At 38.2% G+C, this 24,248-nt stretch carries 20 protein-coding genes and 4 pseudogenes; 15 read left to right on the top strand and 9 right to left on the bottom strand.

The window, feature by feature from the left end:
• Nucleotides 1-71 precede the first annotated feature (71 nt).
• From V8V91_RS08840 to V8V91_RS08825, 4 genes and pseudogenes are all read right to left on the bottom strand, one after another.
• On the bottom strand, nucleotides 72-1,037 hold the full coding sequence (locus V8V91_RS08840) for a pyruvate dehydrogenase complex E1 component subunit beta (RefSeq protein WP_373399746.1): 966 nt from the start codon (nucleotides 1,035-1,037) through the stop codon (nucleotides 72-74).
• An 82-nt stretch (nucleotides 1,038-1,119) separates the two neighbouring features.
• A pseudogene (locus tag V8V91_RS08835) lies at nucleotides 1,120-2,489 on the bottom strand (NAD-dependent succinate-semialdehyde dehydrogenase).
• On the bottom strand, nucleotides 2,486-2,674 hold the full coding sequence (locus V8V91_RS08830; RefSeq protein WP_373399745.1) for a rhodanese-like domain-containing protein: 189 nt from the start codon (nucleotides 2,672-2,674) through the stop codon (nucleotides 2,486-2,488). Before V8V91_RS08830 ends, V8V91_RS08835 begins: the two are co-directional and overlap by 4 nt.
• Nucleotides 2,647-2,886 (bottom strand): rhodanese-like domain-containing protein, encoded by a 240-nt coding sequence (locus tag V8V91_RS08825; protein ID WP_373399744.1) that lies wholly within the window; start codon nucleotides 2,884-2,886, stop codon nucleotides 2,647-2,649. The genes V8V91_RS08830 and V8V91_RS08825 overlap by 28 nt, the downstream gene beginning before the upstream one ends.
• A 67-nt stretch (nucleotides 2,887-2,953) precedes the next feature.
• Here V8V91_RS08825 and V8V91_RS08820 point away from each other — a divergent pair, with 67 nt between their 5' ends.
• The gene (locus V8V91_RS08820) at nucleotides 2,954-3,238 is read left to right on the top strand and encodes a metallophosphoesterase family protein (protein WP_373399743.1); all 285 of its coding nucleotides are present in this window, start codon (nucleotides 2,954-2,956) and stop codon (nucleotides 3,236-3,238) included.
• The gene (locus V8V91_RS08815; RefSeq protein WP_373399742.1) at nucleotides 3,157-3,456 is read left to right on the top strand and encodes a metallophosphoesterase; all 300 of its coding nucleotides are present in this window, start codon (nucleotides 3,157-3,159) and stop codon (nucleotides 3,454-3,456) included. The genes V8V91_RS08820 and V8V91_RS08815 overlap by 82 nt, the downstream gene beginning before the upstream one ends.
• Nucleotides 3,457-3,502: 46 nt before the next feature.
• On the opposite strand, the gene V8V91_RS08810 is transcribed toward V8V91_RS08815, so the two are convergent.
• A complete protein-coding gene (locus tag V8V91_RS08810; protein WP_373399741.1) occupies nucleotides 3,503-3,646 on the bottom strand; it encodes a hypothetical protein in 144 nt (47 codons plus the stop codon).
• 164 nt (nucleotides 3,647-3,810) lie between these two features.
• Between V8V91_RS08810 and hisS the strand changes: the two genes are divergently transcribed.
• The gene (gene hisS / locus V8V91_RS08805) at nucleotides 3,811-5,178 is read left to right on the top strand and encodes a histidine--tRNA ligase (protein ID WP_373399740.1); all 1,368 of its coding nucleotides are present in this window, start codon (nucleotides 3,811-3,813) and stop codon (nucleotides 5,176-5,178) included.
• On the opposite strand, the gene V8V91_RS08800 is transcribed toward hisS, so the two are convergent.
• Nucleotides 5,175-5,456 (bottom strand): hypothetical protein, encoded by a 282-nt coding sequence (locus tag V8V91_RS08800; protein WP_074226493.1) that lies wholly within the window; start codon nucleotides 5,454-5,456, stop codon nucleotides 5,175-5,177. The genes hisS and V8V91_RS08800 overlap by 4 nt on opposite strands.
• A 194-nt stretch (nucleotides 5,457-5,650) precedes the next feature.
• On the opposite strand from V8V91_RS08800, the gene V8V91_RS08795 reads away from it, so the two are divergent.
• From V8V91_RS08795 to V8V91_RS08785, 3 genes are all read left to right on the top strand, one after another.
• Nucleotides 5,651-5,986 carry a YbaB/EbfC family nucleoid-associated protein gene (locus V8V91_RS08795; RefSeq protein WP_373399739.1) on the top strand — a complete coding sequence of 112 codons (336 nt, stop codon included), beginning with the start codon at nucleotides 5,651-5,653 and terminating at the stop codon, nucleotides 5,984-5,986.
• An 87-nt stretch (nucleotides 5,987-6,073) separates the two neighbouring features.
• Nucleotides 6,074-6,805, top strand: coding sequence for a glycosyltransferase family 2 protein (locus V8V91_RS08790; protein WP_373399738.1), 732 nt, complete (start codon nucleotides 6,074-6,076; stop codon nucleotides 6,803-6,805).
• Nucleotides 6,802-7,080, top strand: coding sequence for a hypothetical protein (locus V8V91_RS08785; RefSeq protein ID WP_373399737.1), 279 nt, complete (start codon nucleotides 6,802-6,804; stop codon nucleotides 7,078-7,080). Before V8V91_RS08790 ends, V8V91_RS08785 begins: the two co-directional genes overlap by 4 nt.
• Here V8V91_RS08785 and V8V91_RS08780 read toward each other — a convergent pair.
• Nucleotides 7,077-7,295: a PspC domain-containing protein gene (locus V8V91_RS08780; RefSeq protein WP_074226496.1), complete on the bottom strand. Its 219-nt coding sequence runs from the start codon at nucleotides 7,293-7,295 to the stop codon at nucleotides 7,077-7,079. The genes V8V91_RS08785 and V8V91_RS08780 overlap by 4 nt on opposite strands.
• A 310-nt stretch (nucleotides 7,296-7,605) precedes the next feature.
• On the opposite strand from V8V91_RS08780, the gene V8V91_RS08775 reads away from it, so the two are divergent.
• From V8V91_RS08775 to V8V91_RS08755, 5 genes and pseudogenes are all read left to right on the top strand, one after another.
• A complete protein-coding gene (locus tag V8V91_RS08775) occupies nucleotides 7,606-8,892 on the top strand; it encodes a hypothetical protein (protein ID WP_373399736.1) in 1,287 nt (428 codons plus the stop codon).
• The gene (locus V8V91_RS08770; RefSeq protein WP_373399735.1) at nucleotides 8,889-9,131 is read left to right on the top strand and encodes a hypothetical protein; all 243 of its coding nucleotides are present in this window, start codon (nucleotides 8,889-8,891) and stop codon (nucleotides 9,129-9,131) included. Before V8V91_RS08775 ends, V8V91_RS08770 begins: the two co-directional genes overlap by 4 nt.
• Before the next feature lie 481 nt (nucleotides 9,132-9,612).
• Nucleotides 9,613-12,865, top strand: a pseudogene (locus tag V8V91_RS08765) (SusC/RagA family TonB-linked outer membrane protein).
• Nucleotides 12,866-12,917: 52 nt separating this feature from the next.
• A complete protein-coding gene (locus tag V8V91_RS08760) occupies nucleotides 12,918-14,648 on the top strand; it encodes a RagB/SusD family nutrient uptake outer membrane protein (protein ID WP_373399734.1) in 1,731 nt (576 codons plus the stop codon).
• Nucleotides 14,649-14,787: 139 nt separating this feature from the next.
• The gene (locus V8V91_RS08755) at nucleotides 14,788-18,309 is read left to right on the top strand and encodes a VCBS repeat-containing protein (protein ID WP_373399733.1); all 3,522 of its coding nucleotides are present in this window, start codon (nucleotides 14,788-14,790) and stop codon (nucleotides 18,307-18,309) included.
• A 3-nt stretch (nucleotides 18,310-18,312) separates the two neighbouring features.
• Here V8V91_RS08755 and V8V91_RS08750 read toward each other — a convergent pair.
• A pseudogene (locus V8V91_RS08750) lies at nucleotides 18,313-19,073 on the bottom strand (creatininase family protein).
• An 89-nt stretch (nucleotides 19,074-19,162) separates the two neighbouring features.
• Here V8V91_RS08750 and V8V91_RS08745 point away from each other — a divergent pair.
• The 4 genes and pseudogenes from V8V91_RS08745 to V8V91_RS08730 all read left to right on the top strand — a co-directional run bounded on the left by V8V91_RS08745 (nucleotide 19,163) and on the right by V8V91_RS08730 (nucleotide 23,018).
• Nucleotides 19,163-20,140 (top strand): N(4)-(beta-N-acetylglucosaminyl)-L-asparaginase, encoded by a 978-nt coding sequence (locus tag V8V91_RS08745; RefSeq protein ID WP_074226502.1) that lies wholly within the window; start codon nucleotides 19,163-19,165, stop codon nucleotides 20,138-20,140.
• 1 nt (nucleotide 20,141) lies between these two features.
• On the top strand, nucleotides 20,142-20,825 hold the full coding sequence (locus V8V91_RS08740) for a copper homeostasis protein CutC (RefSeq protein ID WP_373399732.1): 684 nt from the start codon (nucleotides 20,142-20,144) through the stop codon (nucleotides 20,823-20,825).
• A 58-nt stretch (nucleotides 20,826-20,883) separates the two neighbouring features.
• On the top strand, nucleotides 20,884-22,437 hold the full coding sequence (locus V8V91_RS08735; protein WP_373399731.1) for an FG-GAP-like repeat-containing protein: 1,554 nt from the start codon (nucleotides 20,884-20,886) through the stop codon (nucleotides 22,435-22,437).
• A 120-nt stretch (nucleotides 22,438-22,557) separates the two neighbouring features.
• Nucleotides 22,558-23,018 (top strand): annotated as a pseudogene (locus V8V91_RS08730) (CBS domain-containing protein).
• Between the two features lie 53 nt (nucleotides 23,019-23,071).
• On the opposite strand, the gene V8V91_RS08725 reads toward V8V91_RS08730, so the two are convergent.
• Nucleotides 23,072-24,244 (bottom strand): O-succinylhomoserine sulfhydrylase, encoded by a 1,173-nt coding sequence (locus V8V91_RS08725; RefSeq protein ID WP_373399730.1) that lies wholly within the window; start codon nucleotides 24,242-24,244, stop codon nucleotides 23,072-23,074.
• Nucleotides 24,245-24,248 lie beyond the last annotated feature (4 nt).

Here is a 24,248-nt window from a genome sequence, read left to right as displayed (position 1 = left end):
TTGGGTATAAACAAAAAAGCCAACCTTTTTGAGGTTGGCTTTTTTTATGTTTTGGAATTCTTATTTATAGCTTACTTTTTTATCGCATCTACCGTTCTCTGTACGTTTGGAATAGTCACATCAATATAAGTAGGAGAGTAGCTCAATGGAATATCCATAGAGTTTACTCTAACGATCGGTGCATCCAAATAATCAAATGCATATCTCTGAAAATGATAGGTTAATTCAGATGAAATAGCCGCCAATGGATTTGCTTCCTCTACGATTACTGCTCTATTCGTTTTCTTAAGGGATTCAACGCAAGTAGCATAATCGATAGGCCTCACTGTTCTAAGGTCAATAACCTCACAGTCGATACCTTCTTTTGCCATTTCTTCTGCCGCTTGAAGCGCTACTTTCATCATTTTACCAAAAGAAATAACAGTCACATCATTTCCTTTTCTTTTGATGTCAGCTACTCCGATAGGTAATAAATATTCTCCATCAGGCACCTCACCTTTATCACTATACATGACTTCTGATTCCATGAAAATTACTGGATCTGGATCACGGATAGCTGCTTTTAATAAACCTTTGGCATCGTATGGATTAGAAGGGACAATTACCTTCAAGCCAGGTGTATTTGCAAACCAGTTTTCAAAATTGGATGAATGTGTAGCTCCTAGTTGACCTGCGTTTCCAGTAGGGCCTCTAAATACGATAGGCACACTATAGGCACCGCCAGTCATTGCGAGCATCTTTGCAGCTGAATTGATGATTTGATCAATGGCAACCAAAGAAAAGTTGAATGTCATGAACTCGATGATAGGTTTTAGGCCATTCATGGCTGCACCTACCCCTAATCCTGCAAAACCAAGTTCTGCAATCGGAGTGTCATAAACTCTTTCGGGGCCGAACTCATCAAGCATCCCCTGTGACACTTTATATGCACCGTTATATTCAGCAACTTCTTCGCCCATTAAAAAAACGCTCTTATCACGTCTCATTTCTTCAGACATGGCCTCTCTCAGGGCTTCACGAAACTGTAATTCTCTCATTAGTGTAAGACAAAATTTGGTTCGTAAAAATAGAAAGGAATTGGGCAATTGCAAAAATACACCGCGTGATTAATATTCTTATTTAACCCAAATAGACAGTTTTGGTGTTCACAAATTCTAAAATGCCATATCTGCCCAACTCTCGGCCAAATCCTGATTTTTTGATTCCACCAAAAGGGAGGTGAGGATTAGAAGCAACCATGGAATTGATAAACACAGCTCCACTTTCAATTTTACTCGCCAGTAACTCTCCTTTCTTGAGGTCTTTAGTCCAAATTGAACTGCCTAGTCCAAATTCAGAATCATTGGCCAACTTGATGGCTTCTTCCTCATTTTTTACAGAAAAAAGGGTGGCTACTGGGCCAAAAAGCTCTTCCGAGTAGGCTGGAGAATTTGAAGGAATATCCGTTAAAATGGTTGGTGTGAATAATGCTTTCCCTTCTTCGGGTTTTATTCCCCCACTAGCACTTTCGCTCCTTTTTCTACACTCGTTTTCACTTGATCATACAACTCTGATGCTAAATCGGCTCTAGCCATACATGCATAATCTGATTTTTCATCCAAAGGATCGCCTGGAACCAGTTCTTTTAATTTGGCGGAGAAAAGTTCTACGAATTTGGAATAGACATCTTGCGCTATAATAAACCGTTTGGCAGCAATACAACTTTGGCCATTATTGATCATTCTGGCTTTGACGGCAGTTTCAGCAGCTAAGGAAATGTCCGCGTCTTTTAATACAATGAAAGGGTCGCTTCCTCCAAGTTCCAAAACGGCTTTCTTGATTTTTTTAGCTGCTTCAGATGCTACACTAGCACCTGCTTTTTCGCTTCCTGTAAGTGTGACCGCTTTGATGATTGGATTGGAAATTACTTGAGTTGTGGCTTTTGAGTCAATCAATAAACTTTGGAAAACACCATTTGGGAATCCTGCTCGTTCGAATACCTCCTCAATTGCCAAAGAACATTGCGGAACATTGGATGCATGCTTTAAGAGTCCGGTATTTCCTGCCATCAAAGTGGGGGCAGCAAAACGAAAAACCTGCCAAAAAGGGAAATTCCAAGGCATTATTGCTAATACAGCCCCTATGGGTTCATGACTAAGTTTTGCTTTCTTTCCATCTGGTAAATCGATGGGTTCATCTTGAAGGAATTCAGATGCGTTTTTGGAATAATACTCACAGACCCAAGCGCATTTTTCCACTTCGGCTACGGATTCTTTGATTACTTTACCCATTTCCAAAGAAATGATGTTGGCATATTTCTGTTTTTCCTTTAGTAGCTGTTTCCCTGCATTTGCCATAAGTTCAGCACGTTCAGAAAAAGATGTGTTTTTCCAATTATTGTAGGTTTGATCAGACAATTCTAATTTTTCCCGAATTTCAGGTTCATTTAAAGAGGGGTAGCTTTTTAATAATTCTCCAGTGTATGGATTAACCGATTTAATTTCACTCATTTTTTTGTTGGTTTGCCTTCTTTCATCCAGTTGTCGATTCCACCTTCCAATAAATAGACATGCTTAAAACCAGATTCTTTCATGTATGTTGCGGCCTTTGCTTGCCGGATACCCGATTTACAATAGACAACATAAGATTTATTTTTGTCTAGATTTTCTATTTGTTTTTGAAAATCATCTCCCAAAAGTTGGTAAGCATGGCTCCATCTATATGGCCTTCAGCATACTCCTCTGGCGTTCTGACATCTAAAATAACCGGTTGCGAATTTTGGGATAACAGCTCTTCAAATTCATTGACAGAAATGTCCTTGATCGGTTCGTCTGTGGATTCAGTTGAACAGGCAACGAGGATCGACATTAAGAGGAAAACAAAGAAAGTTTTTAGATAAGTTTTCATGGGTGAATTGTTTGAAGTGAACTTTTTGCGGGCCAAATTGAAAGGAATTTAAGTCCTTTATTTATAAATGTCCACTAAGATTGCACTCATTTCTGATTCACACAGCTTTATTGATCACAAAACCCTTACCTATTTACAAGAAGTAGATGAGATTTGGCATGCTGGGGATATTGGAGATCCTAAAGTAATGGAGTCCCTTCCTAAAGGAAAGCTTATTAGGGCCGTTTTTGGGAATATTGATGCTATGGAAATTCAACAAAGCTATCCAGAATGGCAATTCTGGGAGACCGAGGGAGTACCTGTTCTGATGACTCACATTGGGGGAAACCTCCTCGATATGCGAAAGGAGTAAAATCAAGAATTAAGGAATACCATCCCCAGATTTTTATTTGTGGGCATTCTCATATTTGTAAGGTGGAGTTTGATCCTACTGTAAACTGTCTGTATATGAACCCTGGGGCAATCGGTCAACAAGGGTTTCATCATATGCGTACCATGCTGCTCTTTGAACTGGAGCAAGGGAAAGTGAAAGATCTAAAAGTGGTGGAATTAGGAAAAAGAGGAAAATAAAAAAGGCGATCGTCAGATCGCCTTTTCGCCTTATGGTAAAGGTCAATTATTTTTCAAAAGACTTTTTCAATTCTTCAACGTCCACGTTCTTGATTACTGGCTTAGCGCTCAGTTGCTTGATTTTAATTACGCGAGTATTTTGAGACAATCTTTTTCTTTTCAACTTTCTCTTTAATGTAGTAACTGCCATGGTCGTATATTTTTATATGTTTTTATTCCGAAACGAAGCGCAAAATTAAGAAAACAAATCTTTTTAGCCTAGTATATTCCTGAAATAAATTCTAATTGATTTCAATTAAGGGGGCTGTTTCCCATTTTTTAAATAAATTTGAAGTCTAAATCACCAGATTAAGCATGCAAAAACCTAGTCTTCCAAAAGGAACAAGAGATTTTGGGCCAATCCAAATGGCTCGGAGAAATTTTATTCTAAATACGATCAAAGACACTTTTCAGCTATTTGGATACCAACAGATCGAGACTCCAGCCATGGAGAATCTGAGTACCCTGACAGGGAAATATGGGGACGAAGGAGATCAGTTGCTTTTCAAGATTTTAAATAGCGGTGATTTTCTTAAAAAAGTACATACAGAGGACATTGCTTCAGGAGCAGCTGCCACTTTACCAAAGGTGGCAGAAAAGGGACTACGATATGATTTAACGGTTCCTTTTGCGCGATTCGTGGTGATGAACAGAAATGAACTGACTTTTCCTTTTAAAAGATTTCAGATCCAGCCGGTTTGGAGAGCTGACCGACCACAAAAGGGGAGGTATAGAGAGTTTTACCAATGTGATGCAGATGTGGTGGGTACGGATAGCTTAGTTTGTGAAGCTGAGATTATTTTAATGATTCGTAATGTCTTTGCTAAGCTTGGACTTTCCAATTATGATATTAAAGTCAATAATCGGAAAATTTTGACAGGGATTTCCGAAGCCATCGGGGAGTCAGGCAAAGAAGGGTCTCTATGTGTGGCGATTGATAAATTAGATAAAATAGGTTGGCAAAAAGTAAAAGAGGAACTAGGTGAACGAGGGTTTGCTTCCCAATCTGTAGATAAATTGGAGCCTCTAGTTCAGTTGGAAACGGACCTAAAAGGGAAAATTGCCTTTTTAAAGGATTTCTTGGCGTCTAGTGAAGTGGGGTTGAAGGGTGTATCTGAATTAGAGGAAATGCTTGATATTCTTGATCAGATGGGGGCGAATTTAGAGCATGTGGATTTTGATATCATGCTAGCTAGAGGTTTGTCCTATTATACGGGAGCTATTTTTGAAGTAAAAGTGAATGGAGTTTCAATAGGCTCCGTAAGTGGCGGTGGTCGATACGATAATTTGACAGGAGTATTTGGCCTTTCCGGTGTATCTGGAGTGGGATTCTCATTTGGTGTGGATAGACTTTATGATGTGTTGGAAGAGTTGGATTTGTTTCCAGAGGAAAGCTTAAAAGGAACCACTCTGTTGTTGACCCACTTTGACCAAAAAGGATTTCGTTATGCCTTGAATGTATTGACTCAATTCCGAAATGCTGGTATCAAAGCAGAGATTTATCCAGATCTAGTAAAAGCTAAGAAGCAGTTTGATTTTGCAAATAAAAAAGGAATCCCTTTTGTAGGGATTTGTGGGGATAATGAGATAGCTACTGAAACCCTTGCTCTGAAGAACTTGGAAACAGGGAATCAGGAAAATTTAAAAGTAGAAGAAGTGATTTCTTTTCTTAAAAAGAATTAATCTACTTCCAAAATAGAAGAGACCGGAATCGTTAGCCCACCTTTTAAAGAAATGTAATCATTTCCAACGGCCCAAACGGTGGTGTGGGTTTGATAAATGTTTCCGTCAGCTGCTTCAAACGTAAGATATACTTTTGTTTGAAGCAGGTTTCCTAGCGTCTGAGATCTGAATAGTTTAGATAGTCTCAACTTCTGTAAATCAGGATCAGGAAGAACTTCTTTTTTGCTGAAAAAGAGGTGTGCAATGTGCTCTTTTTCAATGGATTCTATTGGTTTCATGCAGGTTAAGATTAGATAGTATATAGACTAAAAAACCTTTATAAAAGTTACATGTTTTTTAAAAAGGAAGAAACTTTAATTTACAAATGGTTATTATCGTTTTATAATTGATTTAAATCGTTGATATCTGATAAATCCAGGAATACTGAAATTTCAATTGAAATAAAACTTATAGTAGAAATAAAGAAAAAAATATGTTTGATATCATGGGGATGATGGGCAAGATCAAGGAAGCCCAGTCGAAAATTAAAGATGCGCAGGAAAAATTAGTTCACCTGACAGCAGAAGGAGAATCTGGTGCTGGATTGGTAAAGGTTACGGTCAATGGAAATCGTAAAGTCCTGAAAATCGATATTGATGAATCTTTATTGACACCAAACGATAAAGAAATGCTGAGTGACTTAGTGGTAGCAGCAACCAATATCGCTATGGATGCCATTGAGGTAAAGATTAAAGCCGCTATGAAATCTGCCACGGATGGTGTAATCCCCAATATTCCGGGAATGGACCTAGGCGGTATGTTTGGATAAAATCAAGCAAGTAGAAATTCAAAAAAGTTCTAAAAGTCAAATCTTGCGAGATTCCATTTGACATGGTGAAATTATAATTAACTCAAAATGAAATCCTGTGCAGTAGTCATTCTCAATTACAATGGGGAGGAAATGCTTCAAAAATTTCTTCCTTCTGTAGTAGAATACAGCCAATCGGATGTTTGGGTAATTGATAATTCGAGTACTGACCAGTCAACCACCCTTTTATTTAGAGATTTTCCTCAAGTCAATTTAATTCCATTGAAAGCAAACTTTGGATATGCAGGGGGATATAATTGGGGTTTAGAAGAATTAAGAGGGAAATACAAATACTATATTCTGCTCAATTCAGATGTGGAAGTGACACCGGAATGGGATTTGGACTTGGTATCATCTGCTGACTCAAAATCTGGATATGCTGCCATACAACCTAAAATTCTTTCTTTTCAAAACCGTGATTATTTTGATTATGCCGGTGCAGGAGGAGGGTTCATTGATGCTCTAGCTTACCCATATTGCAGAGGAAGGATTTGGGAACACATTGAAATGGATGAAGGACAATACGATGATTTTATAGATGTTGATTGGGCATCAGGTGCCTGCATGCTTGTTAATGCGGAGGCATTTCATCAGATGAACGGTTTTGATGCGCATTTCTTTGCTCACATGGAAGAAATTGACCTTTGCTGGAGAATGAGGAATCAAGGTTGGAAAATCGGATATGATGGAAAAACCAAAGTATATCATGTAGGAGGTGCCACATTGGCAAGAACTAATCCCAAAAATTATTTCTTAATATCAGAAATAGTCTTTCTATGATTTTTAAGAATGAAGGATGGTTGAATTTTGGCTTGATTTTTCTGACAAAATTTTGTCTGGAGATGATGGCTGCGATTTCATTTTTCTTAAAGGGTGAAAAGGCAAATGCTCGAGCGATTTGGAAAGGGTATAAAGAGTTTCTAATTCATAGAAACATTTCTGAGGATCAAATTGTGAAAGTAAATAAAGAGAAATCAGTTCCTGGAAAAGGGCCAGTTAGATTCTTGATATTGAGTACCGGGATTTTGAAGAAAAAGACTTTCCAGTCTCTTTAGTCAAACAAAATTGGGTTATTACTTTTTCTGAAGTATTTCCGGATTTTCATCATCATTGCCATACTGACATAAATGATGACTGGTGACCCCATCGTGATGAAGGAGGTATAAATAAAAAATAAACGAATGCTGTCGATAGGGAAGTTTAACTTCTCACCTAATCTGGAACAAACTCCAAAAGCCCTTTCTTCAAAGAATAATTTTATCTTTTCCATGGTCTTGTAGCGGTTTAGTAATTTAAATTTATGAAAAATGTTGATCCAAACTATAAAGCAAAATGTTTAATCGATTGTTTTTGAAAACAATAACTTTATTTATCACAACTTTTTTACTTGCAGCGTGTGGGTCAAGAATAGTGCCTGAAAGTAATTTTTTAGAGAATTCTGAAATTACTCCTTCTAAATTAATCTATCAAAGAGATTCTCTAAACTTCAATATTAAAGGTGAAATTCCTATCATTTCAGCCTTAAGTCCAAAGAATCCGAGAGTTGAAATTGAGTTTAGGGGATCAATCAACGAATTAATTTGGGTGAGCTTGAGCTTCAAAAGGAATTAGGGAAATATACCTATGAACACAATTTCACCATTCAATACCAACCTTGGATGGAAGGTGCGGTGTTGGAGGCTTTATTTTATCAAGGGAAAGATCTAACTAGTCCCAGCGAAAAGAAAATTTTGGCAAAAGGAGTGATTACAACTCCTCTTTTAGTAAAAGTTGGGGAAGTAAGACCTGATGAACCGATTCCACAAGTTGGATTGTATATCCCTACAGGAAGTTTGGATAAAGACTTATCACGGTACTCAGATTTTTCTTTTTATTTTTCTGCAGGATCTTCCAAAGTAATAGAAACGAATCAAAACAAGGCTACTTTAGATAGTCTCAAGAATTTCATATTACTATACCCATCTATTTCAGGGATAAAGATTACGGGTACTCAATGTCCCGAAAATAGCGAAGGGAAAAGCAGTAAACTGGGGATGGATCGTGCAGAAGCTACCTTGGATTATTTAAAAAAATCTAATATTCGAATATCGGATAGCCTACTAGATATCAGTTCTCGGTGGAATGACTGGTTTGATTTTAGGCTATTGCTGCGTGATTATGAGAAATTGTCCACTCAACGTAAGGATCAGTTTTATTCGGTTCTTTTGAATGGGCAAGATTATCAAACTCAAGCTAGTGATTTGAGAAAAATTAATGGGTTTAGAGAAGTTTCTAACGATCTTTTTCCAAAGCTTCGAGCTACTAAAGTGGAAATCCAGGCCAAACCGCTTGCCGGGCTTGATCAACAGCAGGCTGCACAACTGAGAGCTGCATTGGAAAGCTCAGGGTTAAATTCAGGATTAAGTCCAGCAGATTGGGCCATAGCAGGAGAGTCTTCTCCTAGGTTGGAAGATAAGGAAGAGATTTATAGTAAAATGACGGAATTGTTTCGCTCTGCTTTGCCTTATAACAATTTGGCAGTGGTAAAAATGAGGCAGGCACAGCGTACCTTGGATCCAAAGAAAAAGAGCTATTTATGGGAAGAGGCTAACCGTCTCCTCGATCAAGCTATCCGAATTGAAAATAATCCTTACGTTTTACATAATCAAGGTCAGATTTTGGTTCTTCAAGGTAGGGTGGAAGAAGCCTATAAAAAACTGTCAGATGCGTCAGTGCTTACCAAAAACGAAGACTTTATTAGATTAAATGAAAGTCTTAGGGGATCCATAGATATTATCCGAGGGGATTATAAGTTGGCTACTTTGCGTTTTCAATATCAATATTCCTCTCCGCAGGATTTTTTTAATAAAGGATTGGCTTTTTCTTGAGTGGGGATTATGCAAATGCTAGTATATCTTTTGAGGAGTCGGTCACAGCAGGACGGTCATTTGGATATGGGTATTATGGGCTTGCATTATTAGCAGTGGTCAGTGGGCAGGATGAAGTAGCTTTAATCCATTTAAAGCAAGCTATAGACAAAAGTGAGGTGCTTTATCAAAAAGCTTTAATAGATCCAGAATTCGAAGAATTAAGACAAACTCAGGCCTTTTTTGAAATATTTAAGTAGCGTTTTTAAAATTAATTGAAATTACATTTTCCTAATGGAAGATAGGATTTTTGAAAAATCGCTAATTTTTCAATTAGAAAAAATAGTTATATCTAAATTTTTGAGATAATATTAATTTTATCATCATTTTCGACTCTTTTTTTTGATTAATAATGTCTAAGCCAAATTTTATTTTTCGCTTTTGGATTTGAATTTTGTTTTAGAATCTTTAACATTGACGATCAAGTGAAACAGTAAAACCCAAAACAATTGCCAATGATATATCTTTCCTACAACTAGTATCTCATCCCAGCATCAACCGATGCCCTCAAACCTAATAGGGTAAAACCCTTTTGCAGGTATTCTTACCACGGTATAGCAACCATTTAAAAATGCTGACTTAATTCAGTGCCAGTTGCTGTTAATTTGCGAGCTTTCGCAATCGATTGCATTAACAATTGAAAACAAGTATTTACAATTAATCTTGTTACCCAATCTATCTATGTTTATGAAAAATGTTTACAAAAGTCTAAGCGCCTTATTTTTGCTCTTAGTTCTTTCCAGTGCGGCAACATTTGCACAAAAAACCGTGACTGGAACAGTGTTGGACGAGTATGATGTAGGACTTCCAGGAGTTTCAGTTCTTGTGAAGGGAACCACTACAGGTACTGCCACTGATATTGACGGGAAATTCTCCCTCAATGTCCCTAATGATCAAGCTGTATTGGTCTTTTCTTTTATTGGTTACGCTTCAGTAGAGCAGGTAGTAGGCAATAGAAGTATTATTGATGTCAAATTAAATCCAGATGAAACTACACTTTCTGAACTTGTAGTAACTGGTTATACAATTGACAGCAGAAGAGAAACCACTGGTGCGATTGCCACAGTGGATCCTAAAGATTTGACAATAATTCCAACAGGTAACGTAGAACAGACTCTTCAGGGTCGTGTTTCTGGTGTTACAGTAATTACAAATGGTCAGCCAGGTACTTCTTCCATTATTCGTGTTAGAGGTTTTGGAGCATTTGGTGGTAATGAGCCACTTTATGTAGTGGATGGAGTTCCTGTAGGTTCTACCGACTTCTTGAATCCAGATGACATTGCTTCAACTACTGTATTGAAAGATGCTGCTGCTGCTTCCATTTATGGTGCGCGTGCTGCAAACGGTGTAATTATTTATACTACTAAAAGAGGAAGAAGAGGAAATCAGAAAATCCGAGTTGATTACAACGGTATGTTCGGTGTTACTACACCAGGCAAAGGATTGGATATGATGAATCCTCAAGATTTCGCAGAATACACTTGGTTGGCTGAAACGAACCAAGCAATCATTGATGGAAGAGATCCAGCTTATGGGCATCCTCAATTTGGATCTGGTACTTCTCCAGTATTGCCATACTATATTAATGTAGGAGGAGCTTCAGGTGTTCCTGGACCTTTTACTGATGCTCAATTAGAAGAAGAAAGAGCGAAGTATAACATTGATCCTACTAAAGGCCCAGTTTACCAAGTGGTGAGAGCTGCTACTGGTGAGGGTACTGATTGGTATGATGCTTTGACTAGAAATGCTCCATTGAACAGGCATTCCATTGGTTTGAATGGTGGTTCTGAGACTTCAAGATTCTACATCGGTTTCGGTTACCAAGATCAAGCTGGTATCATGATCGGTAATAGTTTCAAGAGATATTCCCTAAGAGCTAACTCTGAATTTGATGTGACCAAAAAATTCAGAATTGGTGAGAACTTCCAGGCTACTTATCGTCAGGTGTTAGGCCAGCAAGGTGGAACAGGCGGTAGAGGTGTTTCTGATGATGAAAATGATATTCTTCAGGCCTTCAGAATGCCTTCCATTATCCCAGTTTATGATGAATTTGGTGGATATGGTGGTACTGCAGCAAGAGGTTTTAATAACCCAAGAAACCCTGTAGCTAACAGAGATGGTCAGAAAGACAATAGAAACTTCAATGCCAATATCTTCGGTAACGTTTATGCAGAATATGATATTCTTGATGATTTGACTTTCAGAACATCTATGGGTGGTCAGTATAACAACTATTATTTCTGGGGTTATTCAAGACTACAATATGAAAACTCTGAAAACAACTCTGCTTTTGGATACAATGAAGGTGCAGGTTTCGTATTCGGATGGACTTTCACAAACACGCTATCTTGGAAACATACATTTGGAAAGCATGCATTTGATGTGATTGCTGGTCAAGAAGCGTTAAATACCGGTGCTGGTAGAAACATGAGTGCAAGTGGACAGAATCCTTTCTCAAGAGATCCTGACTTCATTAATATTTCAAACCTTCCAGTTTCTTCAAGACAGGTTAACTCGAATTTATTTAAAGGTGTAAACTTTAACTCTTACTTCGGTAGAGTGAATTATACCTTCAATGACAAGTACTTAGTAAGTGCGGTAGTTAGACGAGATGGTTCTTCAAGATTTGGTTCTAACTCAAGATATGGTGTGTTCCCAGCATTCTCTGCTGCATGGAGATTATCTTCCGAACCATTCCTTCAGAGTGCTACTTGGATTGATGACTTGAAGATCAGAGGTGGTTGGGGTCAAATGGGTAACTCCAATAACGTAGACCCTAATAACCAATACTCTCTATTCGGAGGTACTGTTGGTGCATCTTCATATGATATCACAGGTTCTAACAGTTCTGCTCTGATTGGCTTTAGAAGAACTAGAATTGGTAACCCTAATGCACAGTGGGAGACTGCTGTAACTCAAAACATTGGTTTTGACGGTACATTCTTCAATGGTCGTTTAGACGTGATTTTTGATTGGTGGAAAAAGGATACCAAAGACTTGCTCTTTACTGTTCCTATCCCATTGACTGCAGGATCTAATGCTGCTCCTCCAGCTGTAAACATCGGTCAGATGTTGAACAGAGGTTTGGATTTATTTGTGTCTACCAGAGGTAACCTCTCTAGTGAGTTTACATATGAGTTGACAGTAACAGGAAGTACGTTGAAAAACGAGATTGTTTCTCTAGCTCCAGGATTGGAAATCATTACTTCCGTAAACCCAGCCTATAGAGGTATTCGTCCTATTCGAAACCAGGTGGGTGAGCCATTGTCTACATTCTTTGGATATGATGTGGAAGGTTTATTTAGAAATGCAGAAGATGTAGCAAATCATGCTACTCAAGATGGAGCTGCACCAGGTCGATTCAAGTTTAGAGATGCAAATGGAGATGGTACAATTACTCCTGAGGATCGTGTTGTATTAGGTAATCCTGTGCCTGATTTTACAGGCGGTTTAAACTTCACTGTAGGTTATAAAGGGCTTGACCTTTCTGCATATTTCTATACTTCTATTGGTAATGAGATTTGGAACCAGTCTAAGTGGTTTACAGATTTCTTCCAAACATTTGAGGAGCTGCAATTTCTGAGCGTTTGAAAGATGCTTGGACTCCTGAGAATTTGGATGCTGAAATTCCTGTTGTAGAAAAGACTTCAAACTTCTCTACATCGAATGTTGAGAATTCATTCTATGTGGAAGACGGTTCTTACTTGAGATTACAAAACGTAAGCTTAGGTTATACGCTTCCAGCTTCTTTATTGGAAAGATGGAGAATGGAAAGAGTTAGAGTTTTTGCATCTGCAAACAACTTATTTACTATCTCTGGATATTCAGGATTGATCCAGCTGTAGGTGGAGATGCGGATTTGAGCTTCGGTATTGACGTTGGTAACTACCCAGTTACACGTGGTTATACTTTTGGTATCAATCTTAGCTTCTAAGAGAACAAAAGAATCAGAATCGAGTTATAGACAATATAATTGATTAAAAAAAATGAAGAATTATAAATTAAAAATCGGAGCACTTTTGTCCTCAGCAGTCATGATGGTGGCAGTTAGCTGTAGCGATGATTTTCTAGATGTGCCGCCGACAGGTTTACTTGCAGAAGCGCAGTTGACATCACTTGGAGGTATTGATGCCTCTTTGATAGCTGCTTATTCTCAAGTCAATGGTCGGGGTAATAGATTAGGTTCTCCATCCAATTGGGTTTGGGGAAGTATTAGAGGTGGTGAAGCTAATAAGGGTACTGACCCTGGTGACTTTACCACAATCAACCCTATCCAGCGATTCGAAAATAATGCTGCTGGTGGTGATATGGGTTCTAAATGGAACGTTTGTTACGAGGGTATTGCCCGAGCAAATAACGTTTTGAGACTTCTTGAAAGTGCGCAAGAAGATGTGACTGATGCAGATAAAATTAGAATATCTTCTCAGGCTCGTTTCTTAAGAGCACATTTTTACTTTGAGTTGAAAAGGGATTATAACAATACTCCTTATGTTGACGAGACAGTAGATTATGGTAGTGGTCTTGAAGAAATTAGTAATAATCAGGATTTATGGCCATTTATTGAAGCTGATATGCAGTATGCAATAGATAACCTTCCTGCAACTCAATCTCAAGTAGGTAGAGTAAACTCTTGGGCAGCAAAAGCATACATGGGTAAGATTCTTCTTTACCAAGGTAAGTTCGGTGCTGCTAAGACTATGTTTGATGATGTTATCGCGAATGGTGTTACAAGTAATGGTTTGAAGTATGGTCTAGTAGATTATTATGACGATATGTTCAGAGGTGCAAATGATAACCACCAAGAGTCTGTTTGGGCTTATCAAGCAGCTGCTGGTACTGGTTCTGTATTGAATGCAAACCCTGAGTTTGACTTGAACTTCCCTTACAATACTGGTCCTTCTGGTCCAGGTAACTGTTGTGGATTCTTCCAGCCAAGCTTTACTTTCGTAAATGCATTTAGAACAAGCAATGGTTTGCCTTTGCTAAATAAAACATACAATGATCCTGCTAATCAGGTTAAAAACGATATGGGATTGGTATCAGCTGACCCATTCACTCCAGATGCAGGTCCTCTTGATCCAAGATTGGATCATACAGTAGGTAGAAGAGGTATTCCTTATCTTGATTGGCAAGATCATCCAGGTGCTGCTTGGATCAGAAATCAACCAAACGGTGGACCATATTCTCCTAAGAAGTATGTTTACCAAAAAGCTGAAGAAGGATCTTATCAAGATAATAGTTCTTGGACTCCAGGTTATACTGGTATCAACTTCATGATCATTCGATTTGCTGATGTTCTATTGATGGCTGCTGAAGCTGAGATAGAAACTGGTGGATTAGAGAAAGCTCGTGAATATGTAAATAGAGTAAGAACTAGAGCAATTAATTCTAAGCTTATGAGAGAAAATGGAGATATGGCAGCTAACTATCAGATTAGCACTTATGATTCTCCATGGTCTGATGCTGATCTAGCTAGAAGAGCGGTTAGAATGGAAAGAATGCTTGAACTTGGAATGGAAGGTCATAGATTCTATGATCTTGTAAGATGGAATATTGCGAAAGAAGAACTTGATTTCTACTTCGCTTTGGATGGGAAGCTATTAGCTGCTGCTTTGGGTGGTGCATCCTATTCTGAAAAATTCAAGTATGTTCCAATTCCACAAGATCAAATAGATTTGGTTGGATCTGATATTTTGATACAAAATCCAGGTTTCTAAACCTAGATTTGGAAATAATTAAAAAGAGAAGGTCTTTGGCCTTCTCTTTTTGTTTTTTTAACTACATAATCACTTTTATTTTTTCTCATATCTACCAAAAATGCTAATTTGAGGCCAATCACACCCAATTTTATCCATTATGAAATCCCAGTATTTTCTCTTTTTGGGAGCCTTACTAATCTTGGTAAGCTCCTGTCAAAAAGAGTCAAGTTTATTTGAATTAAAGTCTCCGGAATCTACTGGAATAGACTTTGCAAACAATATTGTAGAAACAGACTCCTTTAACATTCTTACCGATGAATACATATTTAATGGTGGAGGATTAGCCATTGCAGATTTTGATAATAATGGATATCCAGATGTTTTTTTTACTGGAAATCAAGTGACTAATAAGCTTTTTTTAAATCAAGGAGGGTTTAAATTTAAAGACGTTTCTTCTGAGGCAGGCATTGAAGCTGCTAACAGGTGGTGTACCGGTACTACTGCTGTAGATATCAATCAAGATGGCTTAATGGATCTTTATGTGGCCGCTGCCATGATGAAAGGTGAAGGAGAACGCAATAATTTACTTTATGTAAATCAAGGAGTTGATGCGAACGGAAATGTAGTCTTCAAGGAAATGGCTTCCCAATATGGGATTGCTGATAGTGGTAATGGAATGGGGGCAGCTTTTATTGATTATGATCTAGATGGTGATTTGGATTTGTATGTTCTCAACAATGAGCAAAGCAGAGTTACCCCAAGTAATTATAAAGAGAAAATTGTAGATGGAAGTGCTATTAATAATGATGCATTCTATAGGAATAATGGCGATGGGACGTTTACCAATGTAACGCTAGAAGTAGGGATCACTATTGAAGGCTTTGGTTTAGGGTTGTTGATTGCTGATATCAACAATGATGGATGGCCCGATATACATGTTAGTAATGACTACGTCACTAATGACATTCTCTATATCAATAACCAAGATGGTACATTTTCAAATAAAATCAGCCAGGCTTTAAGACATCAAAGTCAATTCTCCATGGGTTCAGATATCGCTGATTTTAATAATGATGGATTGCCTGATATTTTCACTTTAGACATGTTGGGGGAGGGGAATTATAGAAAGAAAACTACCATCGGAAATAATGTATATCAGACTTACATCAACAACGAGCAATGGGGTTACGAATACCAGTATGTAAGAAATATGTTACATATGAATAATGGACCCGACATGCCTTTTAGTGAAATTGGAATGATGGCTGGAGTATATCAGACAGACTGGAGTTGGGCGCCTTTGTTCGGTGATGTGGATAACGATGGGATGAGAGATCTGCTCGTCACCAATGGATTTCCAAGAGATATTACTGATAAGGATTTTGCAAATTATCGTGCAGATGTAGGAAGTATTGCTACAACGAGGCAATTATTGGATTCCATTCCCATTGTCAAAATTCCCAATTATGCTTTTAGAAATGTGGGCGATTTGGAATTTGAAGACACAGGAGCTGAATGGGGTTTGAGTAAACCTTCATTTTCAAACGGTGCTGCCTTAGTTGATTTTGATTTGGACGGGGATCTGGATTATGTGGTTAATAATATCAATGATCCAGCCTTTGTTTTTGAAAATAGACTTTCAGAAGAAAAGGAAAAAGGGAATTACCTACGGATTCAATTAAATGGAGCTGTTGCGAATCCTCAAGGATTAGGGGCTAAATTAACGCTAAAACTGAAAGACGGGACTACCTTATACCAAGAACAACAAGTTGTAAGAGGATATATGTCCTCCATTGATCCAATTTTGCATTTTGGTCTTGGGGCTAATCCTGAGGTAGAAAAGTTAACTATCATTTGGCCTGACGGTAAAGTTGAATCTCATTCCAATGTATCCGGAAATCAGGTTATGACGTTGGATTATAAGAATGCTTCCAATGGGAAAGCAAATAGGGCAATTCTGGACTATCATGCTGGACCAACTTTATTTTCTGAGGTTTCAGCGTCATTAGGGATAAACTATAGGCACCAAGAGGAGGATAAAGTAGATTTTTATATTCAGCGGACCATTCCTCATAAACTGACACAATATGGTCCTAGCTTGGCAGTGGGAGATATCAATGGAGATGGAATGGAAGATTTGTTGGTTGGATCTTCAAGCGGTTATTTTCCAAAGGCTTATTTCCAAAATCAAAGTGGTGAGTTTGAAGAAGTGGATATTTTGAAGGGAGAAAATCCAGTCTTTGAAGAAATGGGAATGTTGCTGGTTGACATCGACAACGATTCAGATTTGGATTTGTATTTAGTAAGTGGAAGTAATGAGTTTTTGCCTGAATCCGCGGAATATACGGATCGATTATATCTAAATGATGGGCGTGGTAGATTTACTCTTGATAAGAATTTTTCTTCTGTAAAAGCCAGTGGATCCACTGTCAGGGCTGCTGATTTCGATGGAGATGGATTCTTGGATTTGTTTGTAGGTGGAAGAGCTCCAGTTTCCCAATATCCCATGCCGGAAAAGAGTTTTCTTCTAAAAAATATCAATGGAAGCTTGGAAGATGTGACCGAAAATTTAGCGCCTGGTCTAAAAGAAATCGGTATGGTGACGGATGCAGTTTGGTCCGATATTGATTCAGATGGTCAAGTAGACTTGGTGGTAGTTGGAGAATTAATGGCGATCACCATATTTAAAAATACTAATGGAGGGTTTACCAAATTGGAAAGTTCGGGATTAGAGAACTATTTAGGTTGGTGGAACTCCATATCTACCGGAGATTTTGATCAAGATGGAGATACAGATTTTATTGTGGGCAATTTGGGTGCAAATAACCCTCATCACCCGAGTGCAGAGATGCCTGTTAAAGTCTATGCAAAAGACTTTGATAAAAATGGAAGTGTTGACCCCGTAACTTTTGCTTACTATAAAGATAGAGAAGGCAATTATAAATCTTATCCAAGTCATTTCTGGGGAGATTTATATGGTCAAAGCACCCTGTTTAGAAAGAAATACGAGCGTTACAAAACCTATGCTTTAAGTACAGAAGAAGATCTATTTACTCCCGAAGAGAAAGAAGGAGCGTTGATCTTAACTGGTAATTATGATAACTCGGCCTATGTTGAAAACTTAGGAAACGGACAGTTTAAGTTAAAAGCATTGCCTAGGATTGCTCAGGTAGGCCCTATAAACGGAGTTGTTTCTGAAGACTTTGATCAAGATGGAAATTTGGATGTTGCATTAATTGGTAGTGATTATGGAAATGAAATTTTTATCGGAAAACTTGATGCCCATATAGGCTTAATTCTTAAGGGAAATGGACAGGGTGATTTTGAGCCAATGAAAGTATTGGAAAGCGGGTTTTTGGTACCTGGAGATGGAAAAGCTTTAGTGAAAATATCTTCCGCCCAAGGTTTGCCTCTACTTGTTGCTTCACAGAATAGAAGTGATTTAAAAGTATTTCAAACCCAAAGTCCAAAAGGGAAAAGTTTTAGTCCTGGATTAGGGGTCATGGCAGTATTATTAGAACTAGAAAATGGAAAGACTCAAAGAATAGAAACGACTTTTGGTTCCGGTTTTCTTTCTCAATCTACTCGTGAAATAGCAATTCCAAATGGAACAAAGGGAATTAAGACGATTGATTACAAAGGGGAAATGGAAATAATTGATCTTAACTCCCTGAATTAAAGATTATTTGTAAAGTTTACCAGGTTCAACCTCGCAGATTTCCACGATTAATTCAGCTACTTTATTGGTGACATCCTCGAAATAAAGCCTTCCTTTTTCTGGGGAGGCTTTTTTTGGATTTCCAATTCCAGTATCCTCTGTAACTTCAGACCATTTCCGTTCGGCCCAAGCCCATTTTTCTCTCAATCCGGAAATTACTGATTTTTTTCCGCTCCATTACCTGCCTCATTTAGAGGAGAAACTAAATGAGGTTGAAGGTGCATGATCAAGGAAGTTTCCATTTCATCAGCGTGATCTCCCTTTTCTTCAAAATATTTGGTTTTATCCAATGCTTGAAACCAATTGCAAGTGAATAATAGCATTTCGGGAAAACTAAGTCCTAATTCTCTAAGCATTGTTTTAAAATCATTGCCCCCATGACTATTTACGATCAAGAGCTTTTTCACTCCCTGCCTGTCTAGAACCGTGATCAAATCTCTTAAAATGGCAAGTTGAGTACTGGGATTAAGATTCATGTCTAAATAGATGTCAGACTGACCAGTATTCACTCCGAAAGGGATGGTAGGTAAAACCATTACCTTGGCTCCTTTTTCCCATGCTTTTCTTCCGCTTTCCTCAGCGACTCCATCGGCCTCGTAAATGTCTGTACCATAAGGCAAGTGATAATTATGAGCTTCGGTAGCTCCCCATGGAAGTACAGCTAGTTCAAATCGTTCGGATTTTAAATTTTTCCAACTTGCTTCTTTTAAAATATATGGTCTCATTTTGAGGGGGTTTAGCAATGAATTGACAGAAGGTTCACATTTTTAAAGGCAATTTTGATAATTTGAAGCCTCATTCGAAATTAAGTTTTATGTCTGAAAGAAGAAAGTTTATTAAGAAGTCCATTTTGGGTTCTGCTATTTTAGTTCCAGGGATTTCTGGTGCGTTTGCCAATTCCTCCAAAAAGGAATTAATAGGTGAAAAACCATTGATATTATCAACTTGGAATCATGGCTTACCTGCCAATGCTGCTGCTATTTCAAAATTAAAAGAAACAGGAAGTATCCTAGATGCAGTGGAAGCCGGGGTAATGGATACCGAATTAGATATGGATAACCTTTCTGTCGGTCTGCAAGGATTACCAGATAGAGAGGGTATTACTACCTTGGATGCCTCTATCATGACTGGAGATGGTTCTTGTGGGTCAGTGGCATTTGTCCGTCAGGTGAAACACCCGATTTCATTAGCCAGGGTGGTTATGGAGAAGACTCCACATGTCATGATCGTAGGTGAAGGGGCTAGACAGCTAGCAATTTCAGAAGGATTTCCAATAGAAAAAGAGGAGCTTAGTCCAAAAGCGAAAGAGGCCTACGAAAAATGGAAGGTAACCAGTAAATACAAGCCGGTGATCAATATTGAAAACCATGATACTATTGGGATGATTGGAATTGATAAAAATGGTCAAATGGCTGGAAGCTGTACCACAAGTGGTCTTGCCTATAAAATGCACGGAAGAGTGGGTGATAGCCCAATTATCGGAGCCGGATTATACGTGGATAATGAGGTTGGAGCTGCCACGGCTACCGGACTTGGAGAAACTATTATCAGAGTATGTGGTAGTTTCTTAATCGTTGAGTTGATGAGACAAGGTAGAACTCCACAAGAAGCTTGTGAGGAGGCTGTCAGAAGACTTGTTTCTAAAAGCAAAAACATCAAAGATGTTCAGGCCGGATTCTTAGCGATCAATAAAGAAGGACAAGTAGGAGCTTATGCAATTCACCCAGGATTTAATTTCGCTCAAGGTACTTTAAGCTCCAATGCATTGATAGATTCAAAAAGCTATTTTTAAGATGGCGAAAATAACACTTGAAGCTCCCGTATTTAGTGTAGAAGCAGCTTTGGAGGCAGCAACTTATGGAGTAAATAGGCTTGAATTATGTTCTAATTTTCCAGAAGGTGGAGAAACACCAAGTGCGGGCATGCTTAAGTTTCTAAAATCTGAAGTGGATATCCCGGTATTTGTGATGATAAGGCCTAGTGGAGGCAATTTTGCCTATACTCAAAAGGAGCTAATGGTTATGAAAAGGGATATTGAATTGCTTGGGGAGTTGGGAGCTGATGGGTTTGTGTTTGGGGTTCTAACCAATGAAGGGAGAGTGAATGTTGCTGCTTGTGAAACCTTAATCCGGACTGCCTCAGGTAAGCCTTGTACTTTCCACAGGGCATTTGATGCATTGTCAGATCAATTTGAAGCACTTGAAGTAATTAAGAGCTTGGGGTTTCAAAGAATACTTACTTCAGGTGGTAAAAACTCAGTAACTGAGGGGTTGGATGTGATTCTTGAGTTAATTAATAAGGCAAACGGAGAAATTTCCATCATGCCTGGAGGAGGAACAAAGCCTGAACATGTCTCTGTTTTATCTAAAACAGGCCATTTAACAGATATCCATGCTTCATGTAAAATCTGGAAAAAAGTCCAAACAACTATGTCAATCCAGATGTTTCTTTTTCTGATGACCCAGCAGCTTTCCTAAAAGATTTAAGGGTAGATCAAGAAACTGTATCCCAATTTTTAGATGCGATCGAATCTTTATGAATTCTTTCCGTTTAATAGCCATTTATACACTTATTCTACTAGGAGCGGTTTTCTGCAAGCCGATTTCTGAGCGGAAACAACCTCCACCTACGCTTGAGCAGCTAGCTTCCGAAGATTTAAATTTGAATGGAGAGCAATTAGCTAATGCGTATTGTGCAACTTGTCATCTAAAGCCAGAACCTCAGATTTTAGATAAATCTACTTGGAAAGAAAAAGTTCTGCCAGATATGAGGAAAAGGATGGGACTTTATTTAGAAGAGGATTTTGGTACTATCATGCCCATTGATATGGATGTGCCAGATGGGATTTATTCTGATATTCCTTTTATAAATAAGGATAATTGGAAAAAACTCAAGACTTATTATCTAGACAATGCACCAGATACTCCATCCCCACAAGCAGATAAGGCTTCAATCAAATTAGGAGTTCCAGGTTTCGAAATAGTCCGACCTAAATTCACTGGTTTTTATCCTGATTTGGTTACACTTCTTAGGGTAGAACCTAGTTCTGGTAATCTTTGGTTGGGACATCGATTCAAATCGATTTTTGTGCTAGATCCGAGTCGTAATTTTCAAATTTTGGACTCTATAGGAACAGATACAGCTCCAATAGATATTCATTGGGATAAGCGTTCCAATTCATTTGAATTGTTGACAATGGGGGTAATGGATCCCTCTAATGATTCCTCTGGGGTTGTAAATGAATTTTATAAATCAGGACAAGATTGGAAAAGTAGGCCAGTTTTGGAAAATCTCAAAAGACCAGTCAATCTGGAATATGCAGATTTTAATGGAGATGGGGTATTGGATAAAATAGTCAGCGAATTTGGAAACCATGTTGGGGAACTAAGTTTATATCTGTCGAAAGGCGATCATTGGGAGAAACAGGTATTGAAAAATTTTCCAGGAGCTAGAAGGGTAGTCATTGAGGATTTGGATGGTGATGGAGACTTGGATATTCTTGCTTTAATGACACAGGCAAATGAAGGTTTTTTTGCGTTTTTAAATCAAGGGAAAGGAGAATTTAGAGAAAAGATCTTGTTAAGATTTCATCCAGCATTCGGATCAAGTGATTTTCAATTTCTGGATGTTAACCTAGACGGCCAAAAGGATCTTATCTTGGTCAATGGGGATAACGCAGATTTATCTCAAGTTTTAAAAAGCTTTCATGGCGTGAGAATCTTTTTAAACCAAGGTGATTTAGATTTTGAACCTTCTTGGTTTTATCCCATGCATGGGGCTAGTGGACTTGAAGTAGATGATTTTGATCAAGATGGGGATCAAGATATTTTTGTGCTTTCATTTTTTCCAGATCAAAATCAAAGCCCTAAACAAAACCTACTTTATTTTGAACAGAATGGGAAGATGGATTTTCAAGCTTATTCACCTGTAATTGAAGAGGGTTCACATTGGCTTACAATGACTAAAGGAGATTTAGATGCCGATGGAGACCTTGATTTGGTGGTAGGAGCTTTTGAATTTGATGATTTATATAAACAGCCTAATGAGGCATGGTCTCCTATTGTGGTTTTTAAAAATCAAAAGAAATAATATTTTGTATTAAGTGTAAATATGTTCTCAATTTATTGAATATATGAGAATCAGTGATTTCTGTTTTGATAAATGCTAATTTTTCAGTAAATTATTTTTCACCTTAAAATTATTTCATCTATGGTAAAGAGTTTCCAAGGAGTAAGAATGGTGGAGCCCAAAAATCTCCTGCAACCCAAATTTTAGTAAAAGATCATATGAGTACCAATTTGGTCACTTTTCATCCGGATGATACTATTGACAAAGTATTGGATGTTTTGACTAAAAGAAAAATCTCTGGTGCCCCTGTTGTGGACGAATCAGGTGCTTTGATTGGTATAATTTCAGAGGTGGATTGTTTAAAAGAAATAATAAAAGGAAAGTACACCAATACTCCAAAATTCCCTGGAAAAGTGAAAGAGCATATGAGTACTGATGTGATTACCTTAGGTCAGGAATTATCGCTTTTTGATGCTGCACAAAAGTTTTTAGAACTAAAAATCAGGAGATTTCCAGTATTGAAAGATGGAGTGTTAATTGGTCAAATAAGTTTAAGTGATGTCATAAGGGCTTTTCCTAAACTCAAACAAACAACCTGGTAGAAATAGAAAACGCCCCCATATAATACTTATGGGGGCGTTTTCATTTTGATTTTTTATTTGGATAAGTGCAAGGCTCTCTCTACATCTTCAATAATATCATCCACATGTTCTAGTCCTACGGATAGTCTTACGAGTCCATCAGAAATCCCGACTCTTGCCCGTTCTTCTACCGATAATTTGCTATGGGTAGTAGAAGCCGGGTGGGTAATAATACTTCTACTATCCCCTAGATTGGCAGTAATTGAAATCATTTGAAGATGATCAATAAATTTCCTTGCACGCTCTTCTCCACCTTTTACGGTCAAAGTAATAATGCCTCCACCATGTTTCATTTGTTTAAGGGCCAAATGATGTTGGGGATGTGATTTTAAGAAAGGATATTTGACGTTTTCTAATTCTGAATTCCCTTCAAAATACTGGGCGGTTTTTAATGCATTTTCGCAATGTCTGTCCATTCTCACACCCAGGGTTTCCATACTTTTGGAAAGGATCCAAGCATTAAATGGGGAAATAGCAGGCCCAGTATGTCTGGTGAAAAACTGCACTTCCTTCATTAATTCTGCGGTTCCAAGAATCAAGCCTCCAAGCACTCTTCCCTGACCATCAATATATTTCGTGGCACTATGGGTGACAATATGTGCGCCCCATTTAGCGGGTTGTTGTAAATAAGGAGTAGCAAAACAATTGTCCACTACTAATATCAGATTATGTGCCTTCGCGAAGTTGCCCGCCCATTCCAAATCAATAATTTCCAGTCCAGGGTTGGACGGAGTCTCAATAAAAAGCATTTTGGTGTTAGGCTGCACTAACTTTTCCCAGTTGTCAATATCAGAAATATCCCCATAAGTTGAGGTGATGCCCCATTTAGGAAATACTCGAGTTAACAATTGGTGCGTAGACCCGAACAAAGATCTTGATGCTAGGACATGATCTCCCTGTTGTAATAAAGAAGCAATACTTCCAAACATGGCTGCCATTCCAGATGCTGTAGCAATACCCATTTCGGTACCTTCTGCAGCGCAGATTTTCTCAATTAGATCGCTGGAATTGGGGTTGGCATATCTTGAATAAATATTGCCCTGAATCTCTTCAGAAAAGGTAGCTCTTGCTTCTTCGGCAGATTCAAATGTGAAGCTTGAAGTAAGGTAAATTGGAGCTGAATGCTCCTTTTGATTCGATTTCGACGGGGTGATTCGGATGGAATTAGTTTCAAAATGCTTGCTCATCACT

It is taken from the genome of Algoriphagus halophilus, from assembly GCF_041729275.1.
Taxonomy (GTDB): Bacteria; Bacteroidota; Bacteroidia; order Cytophagales; family Cyclobacteriaceae; genus Algoriphagus; species Algoriphagus halophilus_A.
Note: the sequence above shows the minus strand (reverse complement) of the source record. Positions and strands in the feature narration are given on the sequence as shown.

Excerpts from the sequence above, each read along its gene's own strand:
- V8V91_RS08745 (WP_074226502.1), top strand. The coding sequence starts at position 19,163 with ATGTCTGAAAGAAGAAAGTTTATTAAGAAGTCCATTTTGGGTTCTGCT.
- V8V91_RS08755 (WP_373399733.1), top strand. The coding sequence starts at position 14,788 with ATGAAATCCCAGTATTTTCTCTTTTTGGGAGCCTTACTAATCTTGGTA.
- V8V91_RS08795 (WP_373399739.1), top strand. The coding sequence starts at position 5,651 with ATGTTTGATATCATGGGGATGATGGGCAAGATCAAGGAAGCCCAGTCG.
- V8V91_RS08790 (WP_373399738.1), top strand. The coding sequence starts at position 6,074 with ATGAAATCCTGTGCAGTAGTCATTCTCAATTACAATGGGGAGGAAATG.
- V8V91_RS08820 (WP_373399743.1), top strand. The coding sequence starts at position 2,954 with ATGTCCACTAAGATTGCACTCATTTCTGATTCACACAGCTTTATTGAT.
- V8V91_RS08800 (WP_074226493.1), bottom strand. The coding sequence starts at position 5,456 with ATGAAACCAATAGAATCCATTGAAAAAGAGCACATTGCACACCTCTTT.
- V8V91_RS08740 (WP_373399732.1), top strand. The coding sequence starts at position 20,142 with ATGGCGAAAATAACACTTGAAGCTCCCGTATTTAGTGTAGAAGCAGCT.
- V8V91_RS08825 (WP_373399744.1), bottom strand. The coding sequence starts at position 2,886 with ATGAAAACTTATCTAAAAACTTTCTTTGTTTTCCTCTTAATGTCGATC.
- V8V91_RS08735 (WP_373399731.1), top strand. The coding sequence starts at position 20,884 with ATGAATTCTTTCCGTTTAATAGCCATTTATACACTTATTCTACTAGGA.
- V8V91_RS08840 (WP_373399746.1), bottom strand. The coding sequence starts at position 1,037 with ATGAGAGAATTACAGTTTCGTGAAGCCCTGAGAGAGGCCATGTCTGAA.
- hisS (WP_373399740.1), top strand. The coding sequence starts at position 3,811 with ATGCAAAAACCTAGTCTTCCAAAAGGAACAAGAGATTTTGGGCCAATC.
- V8V91_RS08815 (WP_373399742.1), top strand. The coding sequence starts at position 3,157 with ATGGCAATTCTGGGAGACCGAGGGAGTACCTGTTCTGATGACTCACAT.
- V8V91_RS08780 (WP_074226496.1), bottom strand. The coding sequence starts at position 7,295 with ATGGAAAAGATAAAATTATTCTTTGAAGAAAGGGCTTTTGGAGTTTGT.
- V8V91_RS08810 (WP_373399741.1), bottom strand. The coding sequence starts at position 3,646 with ATGGCAGTTACTACATTAAAGAGAAAGTTGAAAAGAAAAAGATTGTCT.
- V8V91_RS08725 (WP_373399730.1), bottom strand. The coding sequence starts at position 24,244 with ATGAGCAAGCATTTTGAAACTAATTCCATCCGAATCACCCCGTCGAAA.
- V8V91_RS08785 (WP_373399737.1), top strand. The coding sequence starts at position 6,802 with ATGATTTTTAAGAATGAAGGATGGTTGAATTTTGGCTTGATTTTTCTG.
- V8V91_RS08760 (WP_373399734.1), top strand. The coding sequence starts at position 12,918 with ATGAAGAATTATAAATTAAAAATCGGAGCACTTTTGTCCTCAGCAGTC.